Source organism: Nonomuraea fuscirosea (assembly GCF_003001935.1).
GTDB lineage: Bacteria > Actinomycetota > Actinomycetes > Streptosporangiales > Streptosporangiaceae > Nonomuraea > Nonomuraea fuscirosea.
The window spans coordinates 191,054-209,598 of sequence record NZ_PVNG01000018.1 but is presented as its reverse complement, the minus strand read 5'-3'; the positions used below and the strand labels follow the sequence as shown (position 1 = coordinate 209,598).

The following is an 18,545-nucleotide window of genomic DNA, read 5'->3' as shown; positions in this document are numbered from 1 at the left end:
ATTCCGGCAGATGCCGTCATCGGCTTCCGGCGGCGGGCCGTCCTCGGCGACCGGAGCGTGCGTCAGGTGGCGGGCCTGCGACAATGGAGCGCGTGCGCGTTCTAGTCATTGGATCCGGTGGGCGTGAGCACGCCCTGTGCCGTTCTCTCAAGCTCGATCCCCAGGTCAGCGAGCTTCACTGTGCGCCAGGCAATCCTGGCATCGAGGAGGTCGCGACCGTCCATCCGATCGATCCGCTGGACCCCGGGCAGGTGGCCGGGCTGGCGGCGCGGCTGCGGGTCGATCTCGTCGTGGTGGGGCCTGAGGCCCCGCTCGTGGCGGGGGTGAGCGACGCGGTCCGCGAGGCGGGCTTCGCCTGCTTCGGGCCCTCGCGGGACGCGGCCATGATCGAGGGGTCGAAGGCGTTCGCCAAGGAGATCATGCGGGCGGCCGACGTGCCGACCGCGCGGGCCAGGACGTGCGAGACCGAGGAGGAGGCCGCCGCGGCGCTCGACGAGTTCGGCGCCCCCTACGTGGTCAAGGAGGACGGGCTGGCCGCGGGCAAGGGCGTGGTCGTCACGGACGACCGGGACAAGGCGCTCGCCCACGCGCGGGCCTGCGAGCGGGTGGTGATCGAGGAGTTCCTCGACGGGCCCGAGGTGTCGCTGTTCGCGCTGTGCGACGGGAGCACGGCGGTGCCGCTGCAACTGGCGCAGGACTTCAAGCGGGCCTACGACGGCGACGCGGGCCCCAACACCGGCGGCATGGGCGCCTACACGCCGCTGCCGTGGGCGCCCGAGGGGCTGACCGAGCAGGTCATGCGGGAGGTCGTGCATCCGACGATCGGCGAGCTGGCCCGGCGCGGGCTGCCGTACCAGGGGGTGCTCTACGTGGGGCTGGCGCTGACGGCGAAGGGGCCGAAGGTGGTCGAGTTCAACGCGCGCTTCGGCGACCCGGAGACGCAGGTGCTGCTCGACCGGCTGGAGACGCCGCTGGCCGGGCTGCTGATGGCGAGCGCGACCGGTGAGCTGGGGCTCGACCCGGTCTTCCGCGACGGCGCGGCCGTGACCGTGGTGATCGCCGCCGAGGGCTACCCGGAGTCGCCGGTCAAGGGCGACGTGATCACGGGGCTGCGGGAGACCGGGAACGCGTACGTCATCCACGCCGGCACGAAACGGGCGGGCGACGACATCGTCTCCAGTGGCGGGCGGGTGCTCAACGTGGTGGGCCACGGGCCCGACCAGGAGAGCGCGCGCCGGGCGGCCTACGACCTGGTCGCCGGGATCGAACTGCGCGGCTCCTTCCACAGAACGGACATCGCCCGATGAAGCGTGTGCACTCCGGCAAGGTACGCGACCTCTACGAGACCGACGAGGGCCTGCTCCTCATGGTCGCCTCCGACCGGATCTCGGCCTTCGACCACATCATGGAGCCCGACATCCCCGACAAGGGGGCCATCCTCACGCAGATGTCGCTGTGGTGGTTCGACCAGCTCAAGGACGTCGTGCCCAACCACGTCGCGGGCCGCGGCGACGACTCCCGCAGTGTGCTGTGCAGGCCGCTGAGGATGGTCCAGGTCGAGTGCGTGGCCAGGGGTTATCTGGCGGGCGGCGGGCTGAGCGAGTACCGCGCGGGCGGCACGGTGTCCGGGGTGGCCCTGCCGGCCGGGCTGGAGGACGGCTCGCGGCTGCCCGAGCCGATCTTCACGCCCTCGACGAAGGCGCCCCAGGGCGAGCACGACGAGCCGATCTCGTACGAGCAGGTCGTGGCGCAGGTCGGCGCGGAGACGGCCGCGGAGCTGCGGCGGATCACGCTGGCCGTCTACACGCGCGGCGCGGAGATCGCCCGCGAGCGGGGCATCATCGTGGCCGACACGAAGATCGAGCTGGGCTGGGACGCAGACGGCGTGCTGACGCTGGGCGACGAGGTGCTGACGCCCGACTCGTCGCGATTCTGGCCGGTCGACGAATGGAAACCCGGCCGTTCCCAGCCGTCTTTTGACAAGCAATTTGTACGCGATTGGCTAGTATCGCCCGAATCAGGATGGGACAAAGACTCCGGAAACCCCCCACCTCGGCTGCCCGACCACATCGTCGAGCTGACCAGGCAGCGATACCTAGAAGCGTATGAGCGCATCACGGGGGCTTCCTTTAGCGGATGATTCGGCTGGGTCATGTGGTGTGAGCGACTACTGTTGGCCCGATCGAGCCTCACCGCCGGAAATCAAGGAGCCGCACGAATGGTCCGTTACCGCGTGCGCGGTGGCAACGCACTGCGTGGAACCGCGTTCATCCAGGGCGCGAAAAACGCCGTGCTTCCCATGATCGGCGCGGCTCTGCTCGCCCCGAAGGGCCGCACCGTCCTGCGCAACGTGCCGATCATCGAGGACGTCCGTCGCGCGGTCGAGCTGGCCGAGGCGATCGGCGCGTACGTCGAGCTGCACGAGTCTGAGCGCACGCTGGTCATCGACGCCTCCAAGGTGAACAGCCCGATCCTGCCCGCCGAGATCGCCCGGCGCTTCCGCGGGTCCGTGCTGTTCACCCCCGCCCTGCTCCACCGCCTCGGCGAGGCGATCGTGGAGGGGGTCGGCGGCTGCAACCTCGGCAGCCGCAACCTCGACTTCCACTATCTCGGCTACAAGCGGCTGGGCGCGATCGTGGACGAGGGCGAGACCGTCATCCACGTCAAGGCCTCCGGCCTGACCGGCGCCACCCTCTACCTCGACACCCCCTCGCACACCGGCACCGAGAACCTCATCATGGCCGCCGCCCTGGCCAAGGGCACCACCGTGATCGAGAACGCCGCGCTGGAGCCCGAGGTGCTCGACGTCATCGACATGCTCACCAAAATGGGCGCGCGCATCAGCGGCGGCGGCACCGGCTTCATCACCGTGGAGGGCGTCGAGGAACTGCACGCGGTCGAGCACACGGTCATGCCCGACCGCCTCGACGCCGGCGTCTTCGCGATGGCGGCGGCGATCACCGGGGGCGAGGTCAGCCTCGTGGGCACCGGCCTCGACCTCGGCGTGGTCCGCTACAAGCTGGAGCAGATGGGCGTGGAGTTCCACCGCCAGGGGGCCGTGCTGCACGTGGGCTGCGAGGGCCCGCTGCGGCCGATCAACATCATCACCGACACCTATCCGGGGTTCGCCACCGACCTGCAGTCCCCGATGATGACCGTCGCGGCGCTCGCCGACGGCACCAGCTACATCCATGAGCGCATCTTCGACGGCCGCTTCGCGCTGGCCGGCGAGCTGAACAAGATGGGCGCCAACGTGGAGGTCGAGGGAAGCAGGGCCGTCGTCCGCGGCCGCACCCCGCTCACCGGCACCCAGGTGACCGCGCACGACCTGCGTTCGGGGATCGCACTGGTGCTCGCCGGACTGGCCGCCGAAGGGGAGACCCAGATCGACTCGGGATACCTGATCGATCGCGGCCACGCGCATCTCGCCGCGCGAATGCGCGCACTCGGCGCGGACATTACACGAGAGATTTCAGAGCGCTAAAAAACGCGAGAAAAACCGCTTTGAGCTGCCAGAACATCATGTCGGGCGGTCAACCAGAACGGCTTTCCGGAAAAGTCGGGCGTGACATTACGGCCCCCGCGAGCGATCGTTCCAAAAGAGAGCACTGCAACGGACGGCAGGATGGGACGAACATTGGTCGAGAGGGCCGAAGAAACTCCCCGAGTGTCACGCCCGGGCGCTATGACACCGGACCTCACCATCGGCGTGGTCGGACCCCACGACCTGGTCGAGCGAGTCATGCTGATGGGTCACGCCGCGGCGCCGCTGCCGTGTCGCCTGGTCGCGGCCGCGTACCGCGATGAACAGGAGGCGCCCGACAAGGTGACGCGGCTCGGTCCCGGTGTCGACGCATGTCTGTTCGCCAGCCCGGTCCCCTACGACCTGGCCAGGCGATCCGGCGTGCTGACGATGCCCGCGACGTACGTGCAACTCGGCGGAGCCGCACTGGTGGCGGCGTTGGCCAAGGCCGCGCTGGACACCCGCATGGATCCCCAGAAGGTCAGCATCGACGTGGTCAGCAGGGCCGATGTCGAGGAGGCGTACACCGACCTCGGCATCCCCGCCGCGGACGTGCACAGCCGCGACGAGCCGGGAGCCACCGGCACGATCGCGGCATACCACGAACGCCTGGCCCGTCAGGGAGCCACCACGGGAGCGCTGACGTGCCTGCCCGCGGTGGCCGAACGCCTGCACGCCGCGGGCGTACCGGTCATCAGGATCAGGCCGACGTCGGCCGCGGTCCGTACGGCGCTGCACACCGCGGCGCTGCTCGGGGCGCATCACCGGCTGGAGGAGTCACAGCTCACGGTCGTGCTGGTGGAGGTGCCGACGCTGCGCGAACCCGTGCGCCGCGCCGCGCCCCGCTACTGGCGGGACGAGCTGCGGCTGTCGCTGCACCGGCTCCTGGTCCAGGAGGCGAACCGGATCAACGCCACCGTCTGGCCCATCGACGATCACAGTTACCTGGTGACCGCCACCAGGGGCTCGATCGCGGCGGCGACGGACGGGTTCAGGGTGTTGCCGTTCGCGGCCAGGATCAGGGACGAGCTGGGGCTGGCGGTCGAGGTCGGCGTGGGCATGGGGCGGACGACGCACGACGCGGAGTCACACGCCAGGGCCGCGCTCGCGCGGACCCAGGCGGGCAAACAAGCACAGGGATTCGCGGTGGATCGCGAGGGGCGGGCGCTCATCCCGGCCCCCCGGATGCCCCCTACCGGGGCCACCGCGCTCAAGCCGAAAGGAGTGGAGGTACTGGCCAGGCTGGCGGCGAAGCTCGAAGGCGGCGACACCGTGGTCGATGCCGAGGGCGCGGGCAAGATGCTCGGCGTCACGCCCCGTACGGCCAGGCGGTTGCTGCGCACGTTGGTTGACGAGGGACTCGCGTGGCCGCTTCCGCCGAACCGTACGCCGCAACCCGGGCGTCCCAGGCAGCTGTACCGGCTGATCGTGGAGAAGCTCGGGCCGCGCTGATCTTGGGGCTGACCTGGGATGGAACGATGGCCCGCCGTGTCGCGGCACGGCGGGCCCGCACCTTCGCGTGACCACCGCATTGACGGAAGGTGTCAGGAGAGCCGACAAGCACGTTGACTCTTGTGAACTAATTGGTTGACGCGGGTGGATGGGGGGTATGTTCTCCCACGCCCCCGATCGACGCGATTCGGACGGGGGCACCAAATCCTCTCTTCCACGCGCGCTCGCCGGTGCCGGAGCACGGCCGGGCGACCGCCTTCGGCGGCATTTCGGGCCTTTCCGGCCACCTCTCCTCGGTGAAGGGCTGCTGCGCGGGGCTGTGAGGGAGCTGGGAGCGCTTCCGTGGCGGCAGTGGCTCCAGGTTCTGCGGACGCATCGAAGGCTCGCCGTCGAGGCTGTCAGCCCTCGCGGAGACGGCTCTTTTATGCCGGGTCCGATACCCACTGGGTTTCTGTCGGAGGCACTCGATAGAGTCACGAGCCATGAGTGCAAACGCTACTGACAGCCGGTCTCCACTCCTTGTCTGGGGCGCGCTGGCGATCGTCTACGTGGTGTGGGGCTCGACCTACCTCGGCATCCGGATCTCCATCGAGACCCTGCCGCCGATGCTCCAGGGCACCCTGCGATTCGTGACGGCCGGGCTGCTGCTCGGCGGGTTCCTGCTGGTCAAGAGAGGCCGGGCGGCGTTCAGGATGTCCTGGCGCCAGGCCGGCGGCGCCGCACTCGTCGGATTGCTGCTGCTCACCGGCGGCAACGGCATGGTCGCCGTGGCCGAGCAGCACATCTCCTCCGGCCTGGCCGCGCTGCTCGTGGCCGCCGTGCCGCTGTGGCTGGTCGTGCTGCGGCTCGCCTTCAGAGACCGGCCGGCCGTGCTGACGCTGGCCGGGGTGCTGGTCGGGTTCTGCGGGGTCGCGGCCCTGTCGCTGAACGGCGGCGGCGAGGCGGCCGACACCAGCGGGATCGTGGTGATCCTGCTGGCGTCCCTGTCGTGGTCGGTCGGCTCGTTCCTGTCCGGCCGGATCCCGATGCCCGGCGACGCCTGGACCGCCAGCACGATCGAGATGCTGGCCGGCGGCATCGGGCTGGCCGTGGCCGGTCTCTCGCTCGGCGAGCGGCTCGACCTGGCCGCCGTCTCCGGGCGGTCGTGGCTGGCGCTGACCTACCTGGTGCTGGTGGGCTCGCTGGTCGGCTTCACCGCCTACACCTGGCTGCTCGGCAACGCGCCGATCTCGCTCGTCTCGACGTACGCCTACGTCAACCCGATCGTGGCCGTCGTCCTCGGCGTGCTGGTGGTCGACGAGCACGTGACGACGCAGATCCTGATCGGCGGCCTGGTGATCCTGGTCGGCGTCGCCCTGGTGGTCTCCACCGAGCGACGCGGACGATCCAGGGCTCGCGCCGTCACCACGACGGAACCCGCGCCCGTGAGCAGCCCGACCTCCCCTTGACGGCGGGCGGCCGCCACGACACGGGCGGCCGCCTCAGCAGGGCCCAGCAGCGGCGGCCAGCAGCGGCAGCACGGCTCAGCGGCAGCGGAGCCCAGCGGCGGGGCTCAGCGGAACGCCTGGGCCGCGGCGAGGAAGGCGTCGTTCGCCTCCGGTGAGCCGATCGACACCCGCACCCCCTCCGGCTGGAACGGGCGCACCGCCACGCCCTCCACCGCGCAGGCGGCGGCGAAGTCGAGCGTGCGCTCGCCGAGGCGCAGCCAGACGAAGTTCGCCTCGGTGGGCGGCACCGTCCAGCCCTGCGCGATGAGCGCCTCGCGGACTCGGGTGCGCTCCTTGACCACCCGCTCGACCCGGTCGAGCAGCTCGTCCTCGGCCTTGAGCGAGGCGATGGCGGCGACCTGGGCGAGGTGGTTGACGGCGAACGGGATGATCGTCTTGCGTACCGCCGTGGCCACCGGCTCGGGCGCGATCAGGTAGCCGACGCGCAGCCCGGCCAGCCCGTACGCCTTGGAGAACGTGCGCAGCACGCAGACGTTGGGCCGGTCGCGGTAGACGGTGAGCCCGTCGGGCACGTCATCGTCGCGCACGTATTCGTGGTAGGCCTCGTCGAGGACCACCAGCACGTCCTCGGGCACCCGGGCCAGGAACGACTCCAGCCCGTCGCGGCGGATGGCGGTGCTGGTCGGGTTGTTGGGGTTGCACAGGAACACCATGCGGGTGCGGTCGTTGATCGCCGCGGCCATGGCGTCGAGGTCGTGGTCCTCGCCCGCCAGCGGCACGGTGACCGAGGTGACCCCGGCCAGGTCGGCGAGCAGCGGGTAGGCCTCGAAGGAGCGCCACGCGTAGACGACCTCGGCCCCGGGCTCGCCCACCGCCTCGAACAGCTGCTGCGCCACGGTGACCGACCCCGCGCCGAGCGCGATGTGGTCGAAGGGCACGCCGAACCGCTCCGCGATGGCCTCGGTCAGCTCGACCGCGCCGGGGTCGGGGTAGCGGTTGATCTCCCGCGCCGCCTCGGCGATGGCCTCGACCACGGAGGGCAGCGGGTCGTACGGAGATTCGTTGGAGGACAGCTTGTAGGACCGCCCGTCGGGAGCGACGACCGCTTTGCCCGCCTTGTAGGCAGCCATGGAGTCCAGGATCTGGCGGAAACGAGGCATGCCCTCACCTTAGAAGGCAGGAGGCGATGCGGCATCCTCCGGCCCGCCGCTCACTCTTTGAGGCTGCGCAGCATGGGCGGATGCAGCAGCTCGGCGGGGCCGCGGCGGTAGAGCTTGGCGGGCCGGCCGCCGTCTCTGGTCGTCGTGCCGCCGGTCTCCAGCAGGAAGTCCTTCGCCTTGGTGACCTTGCGGTGGAAGTTGCGCGGGTCGAGCGCGCGGCCCCAGACGATCTCGTAGACCCGCCGCAGATCGGCCACCGTGAACTCCGGCGGGCAGAACGCCGCCCCCAGCGAGGTGTACTCCAGCTTGGCCCGCGCCCGCTCGACCCCGTCGAGCATGATGCGCCGGTGGTCGAAGGCCATCACCGCGAGCGAGCCGACCGCCTGCCAGCTCATGTGGGCCTTCTCCGAGGCCGGCAGGTCGGGGGCCAGGCCCAGGTAGGCGACGCTCAGCACACGCTGGCGGGGGTCGCGGTCGGGGTAGCCGTAGGTCTGGAGCTGCTCCAGGTGCACCGGCGCGCCGGGGAGACCGGCCCGCTCGGCGAGCACGCGGTGGGCGGCGGCGGGCAGATCCTCGTCGAGCTGGATGAAGCCGCCGGGCAGCGACCAGCGGCGCAGGAACGGCGGATTGTCGCGCCGCCACACGAGGGCGCTCAACGCCTGGTTACGCACGGTGAGCACGACCAGGTCGACACTGACCGGGATGCTCGGGACCATGGCAGGCACGTTACACGCAGTCGTGGGCGGGCAGCGAACCGTGCGCCGCGCGGCCCGCCAGGTGCCTCGACCCGCCGACTACACGGCCGGCTACACGGCCGTCAGGTGCCGCGACCCGCCGGGTGCCGTGACCGTCAGGTGCCGTGCCCCGCCAGGTGAACGCGGCCGCTAGGTGACGATGCGTACGTGCAGCGGCTCAGTGGCCGCGCGCCCCGACGGCACCTTGACCCCGATCCTGACCCACTCCCCGCCGGGCACCTGGCTCCAGTCGAACGGCACCCACGCCGTCGCCATGCCCTCGGGCAGCTCCTCCTCGAACGGGTCCTCGTCCAGCCAGCCCACGGCCGAGACCACCATCTCCTTGGTGCCGCCCGACCAGGTGAGGGTGATCGTGCTGTCCTTGAGGTTGTAGCCGCGTACCTCCACGCCGTCCTGGACGTCGCGCGAGCGCCTGATCGCGTCCACCGCGATCGGCCGCTCCCAGTCCTGCGCGATCTCCTCTTCCAGCGACGGCCGGCCGCAGGTCATGAAGTCGCTCCACATGTAGGAGACGACTTTCTGGACATAACGCCCGGCCATCGTGACCGCCTGGTCCAGGCGTTTCTTGTCGGTCTTGCCGCGGGTGCCCTGCGGGGCGCAGGGTTCCTTGCCCGAGGGCTCGAAGGCCTCCACGTTCGCCCAGAGCTGCACGTGGTAGCCGGAGTCGATCATCTCCTGGCGGGCCGCGGCCATCTCGCGGTAGTAGTCGCGGGTGGACCCGTGGTACGCCTCGTCGTACGTCGCCTCGCCCACCCCGCGCACCGGCCGCAGCCGCTCGTCCACCTCGTCGTCGCGCTCGTCGGGCCAGAACAGCCCCACCTTGCCCGTGCCCCGGCTGTCCTGCGGCGCGATGATGCCGACCCCGGCCTTCACCAGCGCCTTGAAGCCCTCGGCCACCTGCTTGGGCGTCTGCCCGAAGGCGACGTCCTTGCGCGCGTCGAGATAGGGGCTGATCAGGATGGGTTTGCCGGACAACTCCTGCTCGACGATCATGTGCTGGTCGGCGTACACCTCCAGCGTCGGGTTCGTCGCCAGGGTGGACGACATCTGGACCTCGAACGGCTGATAGACGCCGCCCAGCGCGTCGCGCTCGCCGAAGCGCGCGCCGTAGTCCTGGAGGATGCGCCGGGTCAGCGTGGTGAGCGTGCCGAGGTGCCGCTTCTCGGCCCTGATCTGCGACTTGGAGTCGCGCGGGGCCAGCGGCAGGGCGGGGAAGACCCGCATGCCGAACTGGTCGGCCAGGTCGAGCAGCTTGGTCAGGCTGTCGGTGGTGGAGCCGGCGATCAGGATCATGTCGTACGAGCCGGGCTTGTTGGTGAAGTCGCAGGTGGCGTCGTCGGAACCGTCGGCCTGGGTGATGAGCCGGTAGTAGATGCGCTTGCCGGCCACGATGGGGTGCTCGATCTGGGGGCAGCGGAACAGGTCGGGGCCGAACGACTCGTCGGTGCGGTAGACGTACATGCGGCCGATCCGGTTGTCCGGGTTGGCCTGCTGCAGGTCGTGCAGCGCGGCGTCGTAGCAGGTCAGCTCGTCCTCGACGCAGCCCTTGTAGAGCGAGTCGACGGAGCCGTCCTTGGCCTTGACCTGCCCGGTGTCGGTGACGGTGCGGAACTGCAGGCCGTAGCCGATCCTGATGATCGTGTCGCCGCCGACGCGGTGGATCTCCTGCAGCTGCTTGCGCCACGTGCAGGGGTTGGACTTGGGGGTGATCCAGTAGCCGGTGACGGCGTAGGGGGCCTTCTCACCGGTGTCGAACGTTCCACAGTCGTCGGTGAACGCGCTCACCGCCGGCGTCGGCGCGGCCGTCGTCTTGACCGGCTTCGACGCGACGGCCGTGGGGGTCGTCTGCTCCGCGGAGTCCGGCAGCACGATGATCACCGCCGCGACCACGGCCAGGATGGCGGCGCCCACGACCAGGAAGAGCCAGCGCACGTTCAGGAACCTACCCGCCCTAGTGAGTTCTCGTGGGTTACGGCTTGACCCCGGCCCAGGACTCCAGCTGCGTCACGAACCGCTTGGCGGAGTTGGGCCAGTGGTGGTTGGCCCGGGCCGCCGCGTAGCCCCGCGCGCCCTGCGCCCGCCGCTCCCTGACGTCGTCGCGCAGGGTCAGCACGGCCTGCGCGACCGCCTTGGGGTCCTCCCACGGCACCACGACGCCGCTGTCATAGCGCTCGACCAGCTCGACCGCCCGCGGTGACGGGGTGGTGATGACCGGGATGCCGTGCGCCATGTACTCCACGATCTTCGTGGGCATCGAGTGCCGGTAGTTGGGCTCGTCGTGCAGCAGCGACAGCCCGGCCAGCGCCCCGTCGAGCCGCTTGAGCGCCTCGTCGTTGGGCATGAAGTCACGCCATTCGAGCAGGCCCTCGGTGACGGCCTGGTTGAGCACCGGGCGGCTCTGCGGATCGGCGTATCCGATCAGCTCCACCGTCACCCGGTACGGCTGCAGCAGCTTGGCCACCTCGATGGCCTCGAACACGCCGCGCGCCCTGGACAGCCAGCCGAGGTAGACCACGCGGTCCTCGCCCGGCGGCGTCACGGAGTCGGGCACCCAGGTCTCGTTCGGCACGATCAGGTGGGCGTCCTTGAACCTGCCCGCGTAGGCCGTCTCGGCCAGCAGCAGGTGCATGTGCCGCTCCGCGGTGCCCTCCAGCATGCGGGCCAGGAAGCGCACCGGTGGCCGCAGCGGCGCGGGCAGCCACGGCTTCAGCGAGAGCGTGGCGGGGGTGTCCTCGTGCACGTCCCACACCACGGGCGGGCTGTGCCGCATGCCCCACACCGCGAACAGCAGCTCGGGGTCGTGGATGAGGACGAGGTCGACCTTGTCGCGCATGCGCTTGAACAGCCGCCGCGCGGCCCACACCGCAGCCATCCGCTTGCGCTGGGCGGCCCTGGGCAGATCCACACCGGTGACCCACGGTCGGGGCACGACGCCGTGCGCGGTGAACGACGCGGCGTACGTGACCTCATGACCGGCATCCACAAGGGCACGGATCTGCCGATGCAGAATTCTCGCGTCCTCGGGGTTATGCACCACCGTCATGACGAGCACGTGCACTGCGCGCAACCCTCCGTCGCTACAGCCGCTCGACGCGTTCACCCTCGGCGAGGACGCCGCGGGTGTCCAGCACGAGCCTGGCCTTGGCCTCGACCATGTCGAGGTCGAACGCGGCGTGCTGCTGAAGCAGCAGCGTCACGTCCGCGTTGATCACGGCCTCGGCCAGATCCTCCTCACGCGGCACCGGGGTGCCGTCCACCGACCACTCCTTGACGTACGGGTCCGCGAACGAGAGCTCGGCGCCCAGCTCCAGCAGCGCACGCGCCACGGGGAGGGCCGGAGTCTCACGCTCGTCGGCGATATCCGGTTTGTAGGTGACGCCGAGCATAACGACTTTGGCGCCGTTGACGGCCTTTTTATGCCGGTTGAGCAAGCGTTGTGCGCGGGCGACCACGTACGAGGGCATCCGCTCGTTGATCTCCTGCGCCAGCTCCACGAACCGGAACGGGTAGCCGAGCTTGCGCACCGTGTACGACAGGTACGACGGGTCGACCGGGATGCAGTGCCCGCCGACCCCGGGCCCCGGCAGGAACTTGTGGAAGCCGAACGGCTTGGTGGCCGCCGCCTCGATGGACTCCCACAGGTCGATGCCGAGCTCGTCGCAGAAGATCGCCATCTCGTTGACGAGGGCGATGTTGACGTGCCGGTAGGTGTTCTCCAGCAGCTTGGCCATCTCGGCCTCGCGGGTGCCGCTGACCGGCACCACCTGCTCGATGAACTGCCCGTAGAAGGCCGTGGCCCGGTCGCGGCAGGCCGGAGTGAAGCCGCCGACGACCTTGGGGGTGTTGCGCAGCCCGAACTTGGGGTTGCCCGGGTCGATCCGCTCGGGCGAGAAGGCGAGCTGGAAGTCCTCGCCGGCGACGAGCCCCGACTTCTCCAGCAGCGGCCTGGCCACCTCGTCGGTGGTGCCGGGCCACGTGGTGGACTCCAGGACGACCAGCGTGCCCTTGCTCAGGTTGCGGGCGACGGCCATGGTCGCCCCCTCCACCGCGGACAGGTCCGGGCGGTGGTCCTCGTCGAGCGGGGTCGGGACGCAGATGACGATCGTGTTGCTCCCGGCCAGGACGCTCTCGTCGAGCGTGGCGCTGAACCCGTTGGCCAGCATGTGCTCAAGGTCGGCGTCCGTCAGGTCGTCGATGTAGGACTGCCCGGCGTTGAGCGCGTCGACCTTGGCCGGGTCCACGTCCACGCCGACGACCCGCAGGCCGGCGGCCACTGCCTCCTTGGCGAGAGGCATGCCGACGTAGCCCAGACCGATGACAGCCAAGTCGATTTCTGTCACAGCAGTGCCTTGGGGAGCCGGAAACAACACTTCATGGTCGCAAAGGTTATCTCAAGTCCACCTAGCTCACGCCTAATGCGACCGAACCCGTCGTAAGAGACAGCCAACACGAAGGTCATCATTCGGCAAGGGACCGGTATAGAGCTTGATAAGTCTCGGCAACGCGGCTCCAAGTCCGCTTCGCCGCCACTTCCGCACGTCCCGCCTCACCCATCTCAGCCCGCCGCGCCGGGTCCTCCCGGAGCCCGGCGATGGCCTTGGCCAGCTCGGCGGGATCTCCGGGCGGGACGAGCAGGCCGGCTCCGTCGGAGCCGACGAGCTCCGACAGCGCGGGCAGATCGCTGAGCACGACGGGCTTGCCGAGCGCCATCGCCTCGACGGGTTTCAATGGCGTAACAAGTCGGCAGACGCGCAGATCCTCCCGCGGGCAGGCGAAGATGTCGATCGCGTCCTGCGCCTGCAGCGCCTCGTCCGGGCCGACCCGGCCGGGCAGGATGGCGTCGCGCAGGCCCAGCTCCCCGACGAGTTCGAGCAGGGTGTCGCGCTCGGTGCCGTCGCCGACGATCAGCACGCGCACGGGGGTGTTCTGGTCGCGCAGCAGCGCGGCGGCGCGCAGCAGGGTGGCGAAGCCCTCGTAGGCCACGATGCTGGACACCGAGCCCACGACGATCTCGCCGTCGGCGATGCCGTAGGCGTTCCTGAACGAGGCCCCGTCGTAGTGAGCCGACAGCAGCTCGTCGTCCACGGCGTTGGGCGCCAGGTGGATCCGCTCGCGCGGCACGCCGCGCTCGACGATCTCGGTGGCCATCGTCTCGGCCAGCGTGACGACCGCGTCGGCCTCCCGCATGAGGAACGACTCCCGCTCGCGCTGGAGCACGTGCCGCTGGCTGCCGACCCGGACCGGGTCGCGCGAGGCCCACGTCTCCTCCAGGAAGCCGCGCACCTCGTAGACGAAGGGGGTGCCGGTCCTGTCGCGCACGGCGTGGGCGACGGAGCCGTTGCGGTGGTCGGTGGCGGCGTGCAGGACCTGCGGCCGCAGCTCGGTGACCAGCTTGGTGACCCGGTCGGCGCCCTTGATCATGCGCCCCTGCATCTCGAACGGCATCTCGCCGTGAGCGCCCGGCAGCAGCCGGTAGTAGGGGATGCCGTCGATCTCGTCGTACGGCGGCGCGTCCGCGTGCCCCTGCAGCATGGGCCAGCCCCAGCTGGTGACCACGTGCGGGTCGATGCCCGCGGCCTTCTGCGCGGTGACGATGCGGTGGGTCCTGACGGTGTAGCCGGCCTGCGTGTACGGCAGCGCGTTCGTGACCAGGTGCAGCACGCGCCCCTTGACCCGCTCCAGGATGGCCACCTTGGGCCCCGGCGGGATCGGGTCGGGACTGATCGCGGCCAGCTCGCCGCGGTAGTAGGCGGCCCTGCGCTTGACGAACGGGTATTTGGCGTGGGCGTCCAGCACGGTGGAGGCCTCGCTGACCCGGCCGGCGTCCCAGAGTTCCTTGGCCTCGTTCCACGGCCCCTTGACCACGCGCATGCCGAACTTGCGCACGATGCGCCTGGCCCTGCGGGCGGCCGGCCAGGCGACGCTGCCGACGATGGGGCGCAGCGCCGGCGGCAGCGAGTCGGCGGCGGCCTGCGCCACGCGGACGGGGTCGGACTTGACCTTCGTCACGACCACACGGGAGACGATGATCGGGTGCTGGACGAAGCCCTTGAGAAGTCCACCGACGCCGGCACGGGCGGACTTCGCGGAGACCCCGTCAGATCTGCGGGAGGAGTCTTGACGACTGGCGTCGGATGCCACGCAGGGACCGTACCATAGGCAGCGTTTTTTCCCTTCCGCTATGAAAGGCGAGGTCAATGAGGGAAAACCCCCTGGTCCTGCACGTATTGGGCGCTCGTCCCAATTTCGTGAAAGCGGCCCCGGTGGTGCGGGCACTCGGCGAGCTCGGCGTGCGGCAGGGCATCATCCACACTGGTCAGCACTACGACGCGCTGATGTCCGACGTCTTCTTCGCCGATCTCGGCCTGCCCGAGCCGGTGGCCAATCTCGGGGTGGGCTCGGGCAGCCACGCCAAGCAGACCGCCGCCCTGCTCGTCGGCCTTGAGGAGGTCGTCCAGGAGCAGGAGCCCGACCTGGTCGTCGTCTACGGCGACGTGAACTCCACGCTGGCCGCGATCCTGGTCTGCGCCAAGCTGGGCGTGCCGACCGCGCACGTCGAGGCGGGGCTGCGCTCCTACGACCGCGGCATGCCGGAGGAGGTCAACCGGGTCGTCACCGACGCGCTGGCCGACCTGCTGTTCGCCACCTCGCCGGAGGCGCTGTCGTACCTGGCGGGCGAGGGCGTGCCCGCCTCCAAGGTGCACCTGGTGGGCAACCCCATGATCGACAGCCTGTACGCGGCGCTGCCCTCGCTGGACCCGGCCCCGGTGGTCGAGCGGCTGGCGCTGCCCGCGCGCTACGCGGTGGCCACGCTGCACCGCCCGGCCAACGTGGACACCCCTGAGGCCGCCAAGGAGCTGGTGGACGCGGTGCTGGAGGTCTCGCGCCAGCTCCCGATCGTGGTGCCGATCCATCCGCGCGGCAAGGCCCGGCTGGCCGAGGCGGGCCTGGTCGACGGCGACTCGATCAAGGTGGTCGACCCGCTGGGCTATGTGGACTTCCTCTCACTCGTCCGCGGCGCCGCGCTGGTCGTCACCGACTCCGGCGGCGTCCAGGAGGAGACGACCATGCTCGGCGTCCCCTGCCTGACCGTCCGGCCCAACACCGAGCGGCCGATCACGATCACCCACGGGACGAACCGCCTGGTCACCCCCGCGCTGCTGCCCGCGGCGGCGGAGAAGGCGCTGGCCGACGGCGCGGCCACGCCGGCCGGTGAGCTGCCGGTGCTGTGGGACGGCAAGGCCGGGCCGCGCATCGCCACGGTGATCGCCGCCTGGCTGAAGGGGGACAACCTCGCCCCTGCCTCTCAGGGCAAACGCCGCGAATAGCGGCATTGTCCGCCGTACTATGAGTTCCCTCCGCTAAGCGATAGGCGTACCACCATGGCCGATACTCCAGAAGAGCCCACCTACCAGCGTCTCGGCCCCGTCAACTGGCTGCCCGAGGAGCGCAAGCTCGTCGAGCGGTACGAGGCGGAGGTCACGGAGCTGCGCCGGCGGCTGGAGATCGCCGAGGCGAAGGCGGCGTACGCGACCTGGAAGCTGGAGGCGACCCAGGCCAAGCGGACGTTCAAGCTGGGCGAGGCGCTGGGCTCGAAGAGCCCGGGGCGGATCGTCGAGGCGGTCCGCTCGAAGGAGCGGGCGCCCAAGCCGCCGCTTCCGGTCAGCGAGGCCGCCGCACTGGCCGGGAACCGCCCGCCCATGGTCGAGGTGCCCGCGGTGAAGTGGCCGAGCGGCCCGGTGGCCCGGCCGGACCTGAAGGTCGCGGTGATTCTCGACGACTTCTCCAGGATGGCCTTCCGCTACGAGTGGGACCAGATCGAGTTCGGGCTCAAGGACTGGCCGGAGATCTTCGCCGACAAGCGGCCCGACCTGCTGTTCTGTGAGTCGGCCTGGCACGGGAACCAGGGCCGCTGGCGCTATCAGATGACCGGCACGAACGCTCCGAAGGAGCCGCTGCGCGAGCTGGTGGCGTGGTGCCGGCAGGAGGGCATCCCGACGGTCTTCTGGAACAAGGAGGACCCGCCGAACTTCGACTTCTTCATCGACACGGCCAAGCTGTTCGACTACGTGTTCACCTGCGACGGTGACATGCTGCCGAAATATCGGGAAATTTTGGGACATGATCGGGTGGACGTGCTGCAGTTCGCCGCCCAGCCCCGCGTGCACAACCCGATCCAGCAGCCCAAGGGCCGCCTGCACGACGTGGTCTTCGCCGGGATGTACTTCAGGGACAAGCATCCCGAGCGCCGCGAGCAGATGGAGACCGTGCTCGACCCGGTCAGGGAGCTGGGCCTGCACATCTTCGCGCGCAACGGCGAGGTGGACGAGAAGTACGCCTGGCCGGAGAAGTACCGGCCGCACATCGTGGGCGAGCTGCCCTATGACCAGATGCTGGCCGCGTACCGGATGTACAAGGTCTTCCTCAACGTCAACTCCGTGCTCGACTCCCCGACCATGTGCGCGCGGCGCGTCTTCGAGCTGTCGGCCTGCTCGACCCCCGTCGTGTCGGGGTGGTCGCGGGCGATCGAGGAGACCTTCGGCGACCTCGTGCCGATCGCGCGCGAGCCGATCGAGTCCTACAACCAGGTGCTGCACCTGATGAACAGCCCCGAGCTGCGGGCCAGGATGGGTCACCTGGCGATGCGCGAGGTCTTCGACAAGCACCTCTTCTCGCACCGCGTGGACCAGATCCTCCAGGACCTCGGGCACCACGTGGAGCCCAGGTCGCGCTCGATCTCGGTCGTGCTGCCCACCAACCGCGCCGCGCAGATCGAGCACGCGATCTCCTCGGTCGCCCGGCAGCGCCACCGGCCGCTCCAGCTGATCATGGTGCTGCACGGCCTGGACATCGACCCGGTCGTGGTGGCCGACAAGGCTCGCATGGCGGGCATCTCGGACGTCGTGGTGCTGCCCGCCGCCGCCGAACTGTCGCTCGGCGCCTGCATGAACCTGGGCATCGACGCCGCCGAGGGCGAGCTGATCGCCAAGATGGACGACGACAACCTGTACGGCGAGCACTACCTGTCGGACCTGGTCAGGGCCTTCGACTACTCCGACGCGGAGCTCACGGGCAAGGGCGCGCACTACGCGTACTTCGAGGGCGGCAACACCACGATGCTGCGCCTGCCCGGCCTGGAGCACCGCTACTCGTGGCTGGTCCAGGGCGGCACGTTCCTCGGCAAGGCGGACCTGTTCCGCACGTACCGCTTCGCCGACATCACCAGGGGCGAGGACACCCATCTGGTACGGCGCCTCAAGGAGGACTCCGTCAAGATCTACTCGGCGGACCGCTTCAACTTCGTCTACTGGCGCAGCGCCGACACCGCGATGCACACCTGGCAGGCCGACCACATCAAGCTGACCAGGAACGCCCAGTTCTCCTTCGTCGGCCGCCCGGACGATCACGTGCTGATCTGACCGCGCCGGGGAGTCCATGGGCGTCCCGGCAAGGTCCGGCACGCCCTCGGCGGATGCGCCCGCTATCTGGTCACGCGCGCCAGGTTCTGGTCGGCGAGGTCGGCCAGCTCGTACAGGCCCTGCGGCTTGACCCGCTGGCCGACGACGAGCATCGACATGATCAGCGTGCCGCGCCTGATCATGACGGAGCCGATCTGCGCGTTCTTCTTGTCCCCCGACGCCGTGGTGAGGTAGGCCCGCGACTGGTCGCCCTTGGCCGGCATGCCGAGCGTGCGCGTCTTGTAGCTGACCTGCGTGCCGGCGACGTCGGCGGTGTAGGAGACGCACTGCTTGGGCAGCGGCTCGGGGAAGGCTTCGGCCGGCAGCGACACCACCGCCTGCGTGATCGAGCCCCGGTCGGCCGAGAACGCGATCACGGCGGCGGGCGACTTGGCGACGTCGGGCCGGTCGGCGTCGAGCTGGGCGGCTCCCGCGCACTCGGGGTGCTGCAGCTTGGCCTGGCGCACGGCGGCCAGGCCCTGCTGGGTGGACTTGAGCGAGCCGAACGCGCCCAGCTCGGGCCCGTAGGCGATGCGCATGCCCTTCGGCACCGGCAGCAGGGCGGCCCGGAGCCTGGCGTCGGCCGCCGACGACGGCGTCGCGGCGGCGGGCGCGGGGGCGGCGGCCTTCGGGCTCGCCTCCGTGGATGAGCATCCGGCGATGACCAGTGTGCTCAGAAATATGCCGGGAATTGCTTTGTGCATGGGATCTCCATTTCACTCCGTCAGCATTTCTGGAAACGCTAGAGG

Annotated in this window: 14 protein-coding genes; 7 read left to right on the top strand and 7 right to left on the bottom strand. The window is 70.1% G+C overall.

Translation table 11 applies throughout. The features are described from left to right. Nucleotides 1–92: 92 nt before the first annotated feature. The 5 genes from purD to B0I32_RS36645 all read left to right on the top strand — a co-directional run bounded on the left by purD (nucleotide 93) and on the right by B0I32_RS36645 (nucleotide 6,423). On the top strand, nucleotides 93–1,307 hold the full coding sequence (gene purD, locus B0I32_RS36665) for a phosphoribosylamine--glycine ligase (protein WP_106247720.1): 1,215 nt from the start codon (nucleotides 93–95) through the stop codon (nucleotides 1,305–1,307). After that, nucleotides 1,304–2,140 carry a phosphoribosylaminoimidazolesuccinocarboxamide synthase gene (locus tag B0I32_RS36660; RefSeq protein ID WP_106247575.1) on the top strand — a complete coding sequence of 279 codons (837 nt, stop codon included), beginning with the start codon at nucleotides 1,304–1,306 and terminating at the stop codon, nucleotides 2,138–2,140. Before purD ends, B0I32_RS36660 begins: the two co-directional genes overlap by 4 nt. A 78-nt stretch (nucleotides 2,141–2,218) precedes the next feature. Further along, nucleotides 2,219–3,484, top strand: a complete 1,266-nt coding sequence (murA, locus tag B0I32_RS36655) for a UDP-N-acetylglucosamine 1-carboxyvinyltransferase (RefSeq protein ID WP_106247573.1) — start codon at nucleotides 2,219–2,221, stop codon at nucleotides 3,482–3,484. A 201-nt stretch (nucleotides 3,485–3,685) separates the two neighbouring features. After that, nucleotides 3,686–4,975 (top strand): GTP cyclohydrolase IIa, encoded by a 1,290-nt coding sequence (locus B0I32_RS36650; RefSeq protein WP_106247572.1) that lies wholly within the window; start codon nucleotides 3,686–3,688, stop codon nucleotides 4,973–4,975. A 482-nt stretch (nucleotides 4,976–5,457) separates the two neighbouring features. Beyond that, nucleotides 5,458–6,423 (top strand): EamA family transporter, encoded by a 966-nt coding sequence (locus B0I32_RS36645; RefSeq protein WP_106247570.1) that lies wholly within the window; start codon nucleotides 5,458–5,460, stop codon nucleotides 6,421–6,423. 104 nt (nucleotides 6,424–6,527) lie between these two features. On the opposite strand, the gene hisC is transcribed toward B0I32_RS36645, so the two are convergent. From hisC to B0I32_RS36615, 6 genes are all read right to left on the bottom strand, one after another. Beyond that, the gene (gene hisC, locus B0I32_RS36640) at nucleotides 6,528–7,583 is read right to left on the bottom strand and encodes a histidinol-phosphate transaminase (RefSeq protein ID WP_181308175.1); all 1,056 of its coding nucleotides are present in this window, start codon (nucleotides 7,581–7,583) and stop codon (nucleotides 6,528–6,530) included. A 50-nt stretch (nucleotides 7,584–7,633) separates the two neighbouring features. Continuing rightward, nucleotides 7,634–8,299, bottom strand: coding sequence for an NUDIX hydrolase (locus B0I32_RS36635; protein WP_106247568.1), 666 nt, complete (start codon nucleotides 8,297–8,299; stop codon nucleotides 7,634–7,636). A 168-nt stretch (nucleotides 8,300–8,467) separates the two neighbouring features. Then, nucleotides 8,468–10,270 (bottom strand): DUF4434 domain-containing protein, encoded by a 1,803-nt coding sequence (locus B0I32_RS36630; protein ID WP_106247567.1) that lies wholly within the window; start codon nucleotides 10,268–10,270, stop codon nucleotides 8,468–8,470. 37 nt (nucleotides 10,271–10,307) lie between these two features. Further along, the gene (locus B0I32_RS36625; protein WP_106247565.1) at nucleotides 10,308–11,396 is read right to left on the bottom strand and encodes a glycosyltransferase; all 1,089 of its coding nucleotides are present in this window, start codon (nucleotides 11,394–11,396) and stop codon (nucleotides 10,308–10,310) included. A gap of 19 nt (nucleotides 11,397–11,415) precedes the next feature. Continuing rightward, a complete protein-coding gene (locus tag B0I32_RS36620) occupies nucleotides 11,416–12,663 on the bottom strand; it encodes a nucleotide sugar dehydrogenase (RefSeq protein ID WP_281262642.1) in 1,248 nt (415 codons plus the stop codon). Between the two features lie 133 nt (nucleotides 12,664–12,796). Then, nucleotides 12,797–14,479 carry a glycosyltransferase family 4 protein gene (locus tag B0I32_RS36615; protein ID WP_106247562.1) on the bottom strand — a complete coding sequence of 561 codons (1,683 nt, stop codon included), beginning with the start codon at nucleotides 14,477–14,479 and terminating at the stop codon, nucleotides 12,797–12,799. A 56-nt stretch (nucleotides 14,480–14,535) separates the two neighbouring features. Here B0I32_RS36615 and wecB point away from each other — a divergent pair, with 56 nt between their 5' ends. Both wecB and B0I32_RS36605 read left to right on the top strand, forming a co-directional pair. Continuing rightward, entirely contained in the window at nucleotides 14,536–15,666 is a 1,131-nt protein-coding gene (gene wecB / locus B0I32_RS36610; RefSeq protein ID WP_106247560.1) for a non-hydrolyzing UDP-N-acetylglucosamine 2-epimerase, read from the top strand. A gap of 54 nt (nucleotides 15,667–15,720) precedes the next feature. Next, on the top strand, nucleotides 15,721–17,757 hold the full coding sequence (locus B0I32_RS36605) for a glycosyltransferase family protein (RefSeq protein ID WP_106247558.1): 2,037 nt from the start codon (nucleotides 15,721–15,723) through the stop codon (nucleotides 17,755–17,757). Nucleotides 17,758–17,819: 62 nt separating this feature from the next. Here the strand turns inward: B0I32_RS36605 and B0I32_RS36600 are convergent, their stop codons facing one another. Beyond that, entirely contained in the window at nucleotides 17,820–18,500 is a 681-nt protein-coding gene (locus tag B0I32_RS36600) for a hypothetical protein (protein ID WP_106247556.1), read from the bottom strand. Nucleotides 18,501–18,545 lie beyond the last annotated feature (45 nt).

Excerpts from the sequence above, each read along its gene's own strand:
- B0I32_RS36660 (WP_106247575.1), top strand. The coding sequence starts at position 1,304 with ATGAAGCGTGTGCACTCCGGCAAGGTACGCGACCTCTACGAGACCGAC.
- murA (WP_106247573.1), top strand. The coding sequence starts at position 2,219 with ATGGTCCGTTACCGCGTGCGCGGTGGCAACGCACTGCGTGGAACCGCG.
- B0I32_RS36650 (WP_106247572.1), top strand. The coding sequence starts at position 3,686 with ATGACACCGGACCTCACCATCGGCGTGGTCGGACCCCACGACCTGGTC.
- B0I32_RS36645 (WP_106247570.1), top strand. The coding sequence starts at position 5,458 with ATGAGTGCAAACGCTACTGACAGCCGGTCTCCACTCCTTGTCTGGGGC.
- hisC (WP_181308175.1), bottom strand. The coding sequence starts at position 7,583 with ATGCCTCGTTTCCGCCAGATCCTGGACTCCATGGCTGCCTACAAGGCG.
- B0I32_RS36635 (WP_106247568.1), bottom strand. The coding sequence starts at position 8,299 with ATGGTCCCGAGCATCCCGGTCAGTGTCGACCTGGTCGTGCTCACCGTG.
- wecB (WP_106247560.1), top strand. The coding sequence starts at position 14,536 with ATGAGGGAAAACCCCCTGGTCCTGCACGTATTGGGCGCTCGTCCCAAT.
- B0I32_RS36605 (WP_106247558.1), top strand. The coding sequence starts at position 15,721 with ATGGCCGATACTCCAGAAGAGCCCACCTACCAGCGTCTCGGCCCCGTC.
- B0I32_RS36600 (WP_106247556.1), bottom strand. The coding sequence starts at position 18,500 with ATGCACAAAGCAATTCCCGGCATATTTCTGAGCACACTGGTCATCGCC.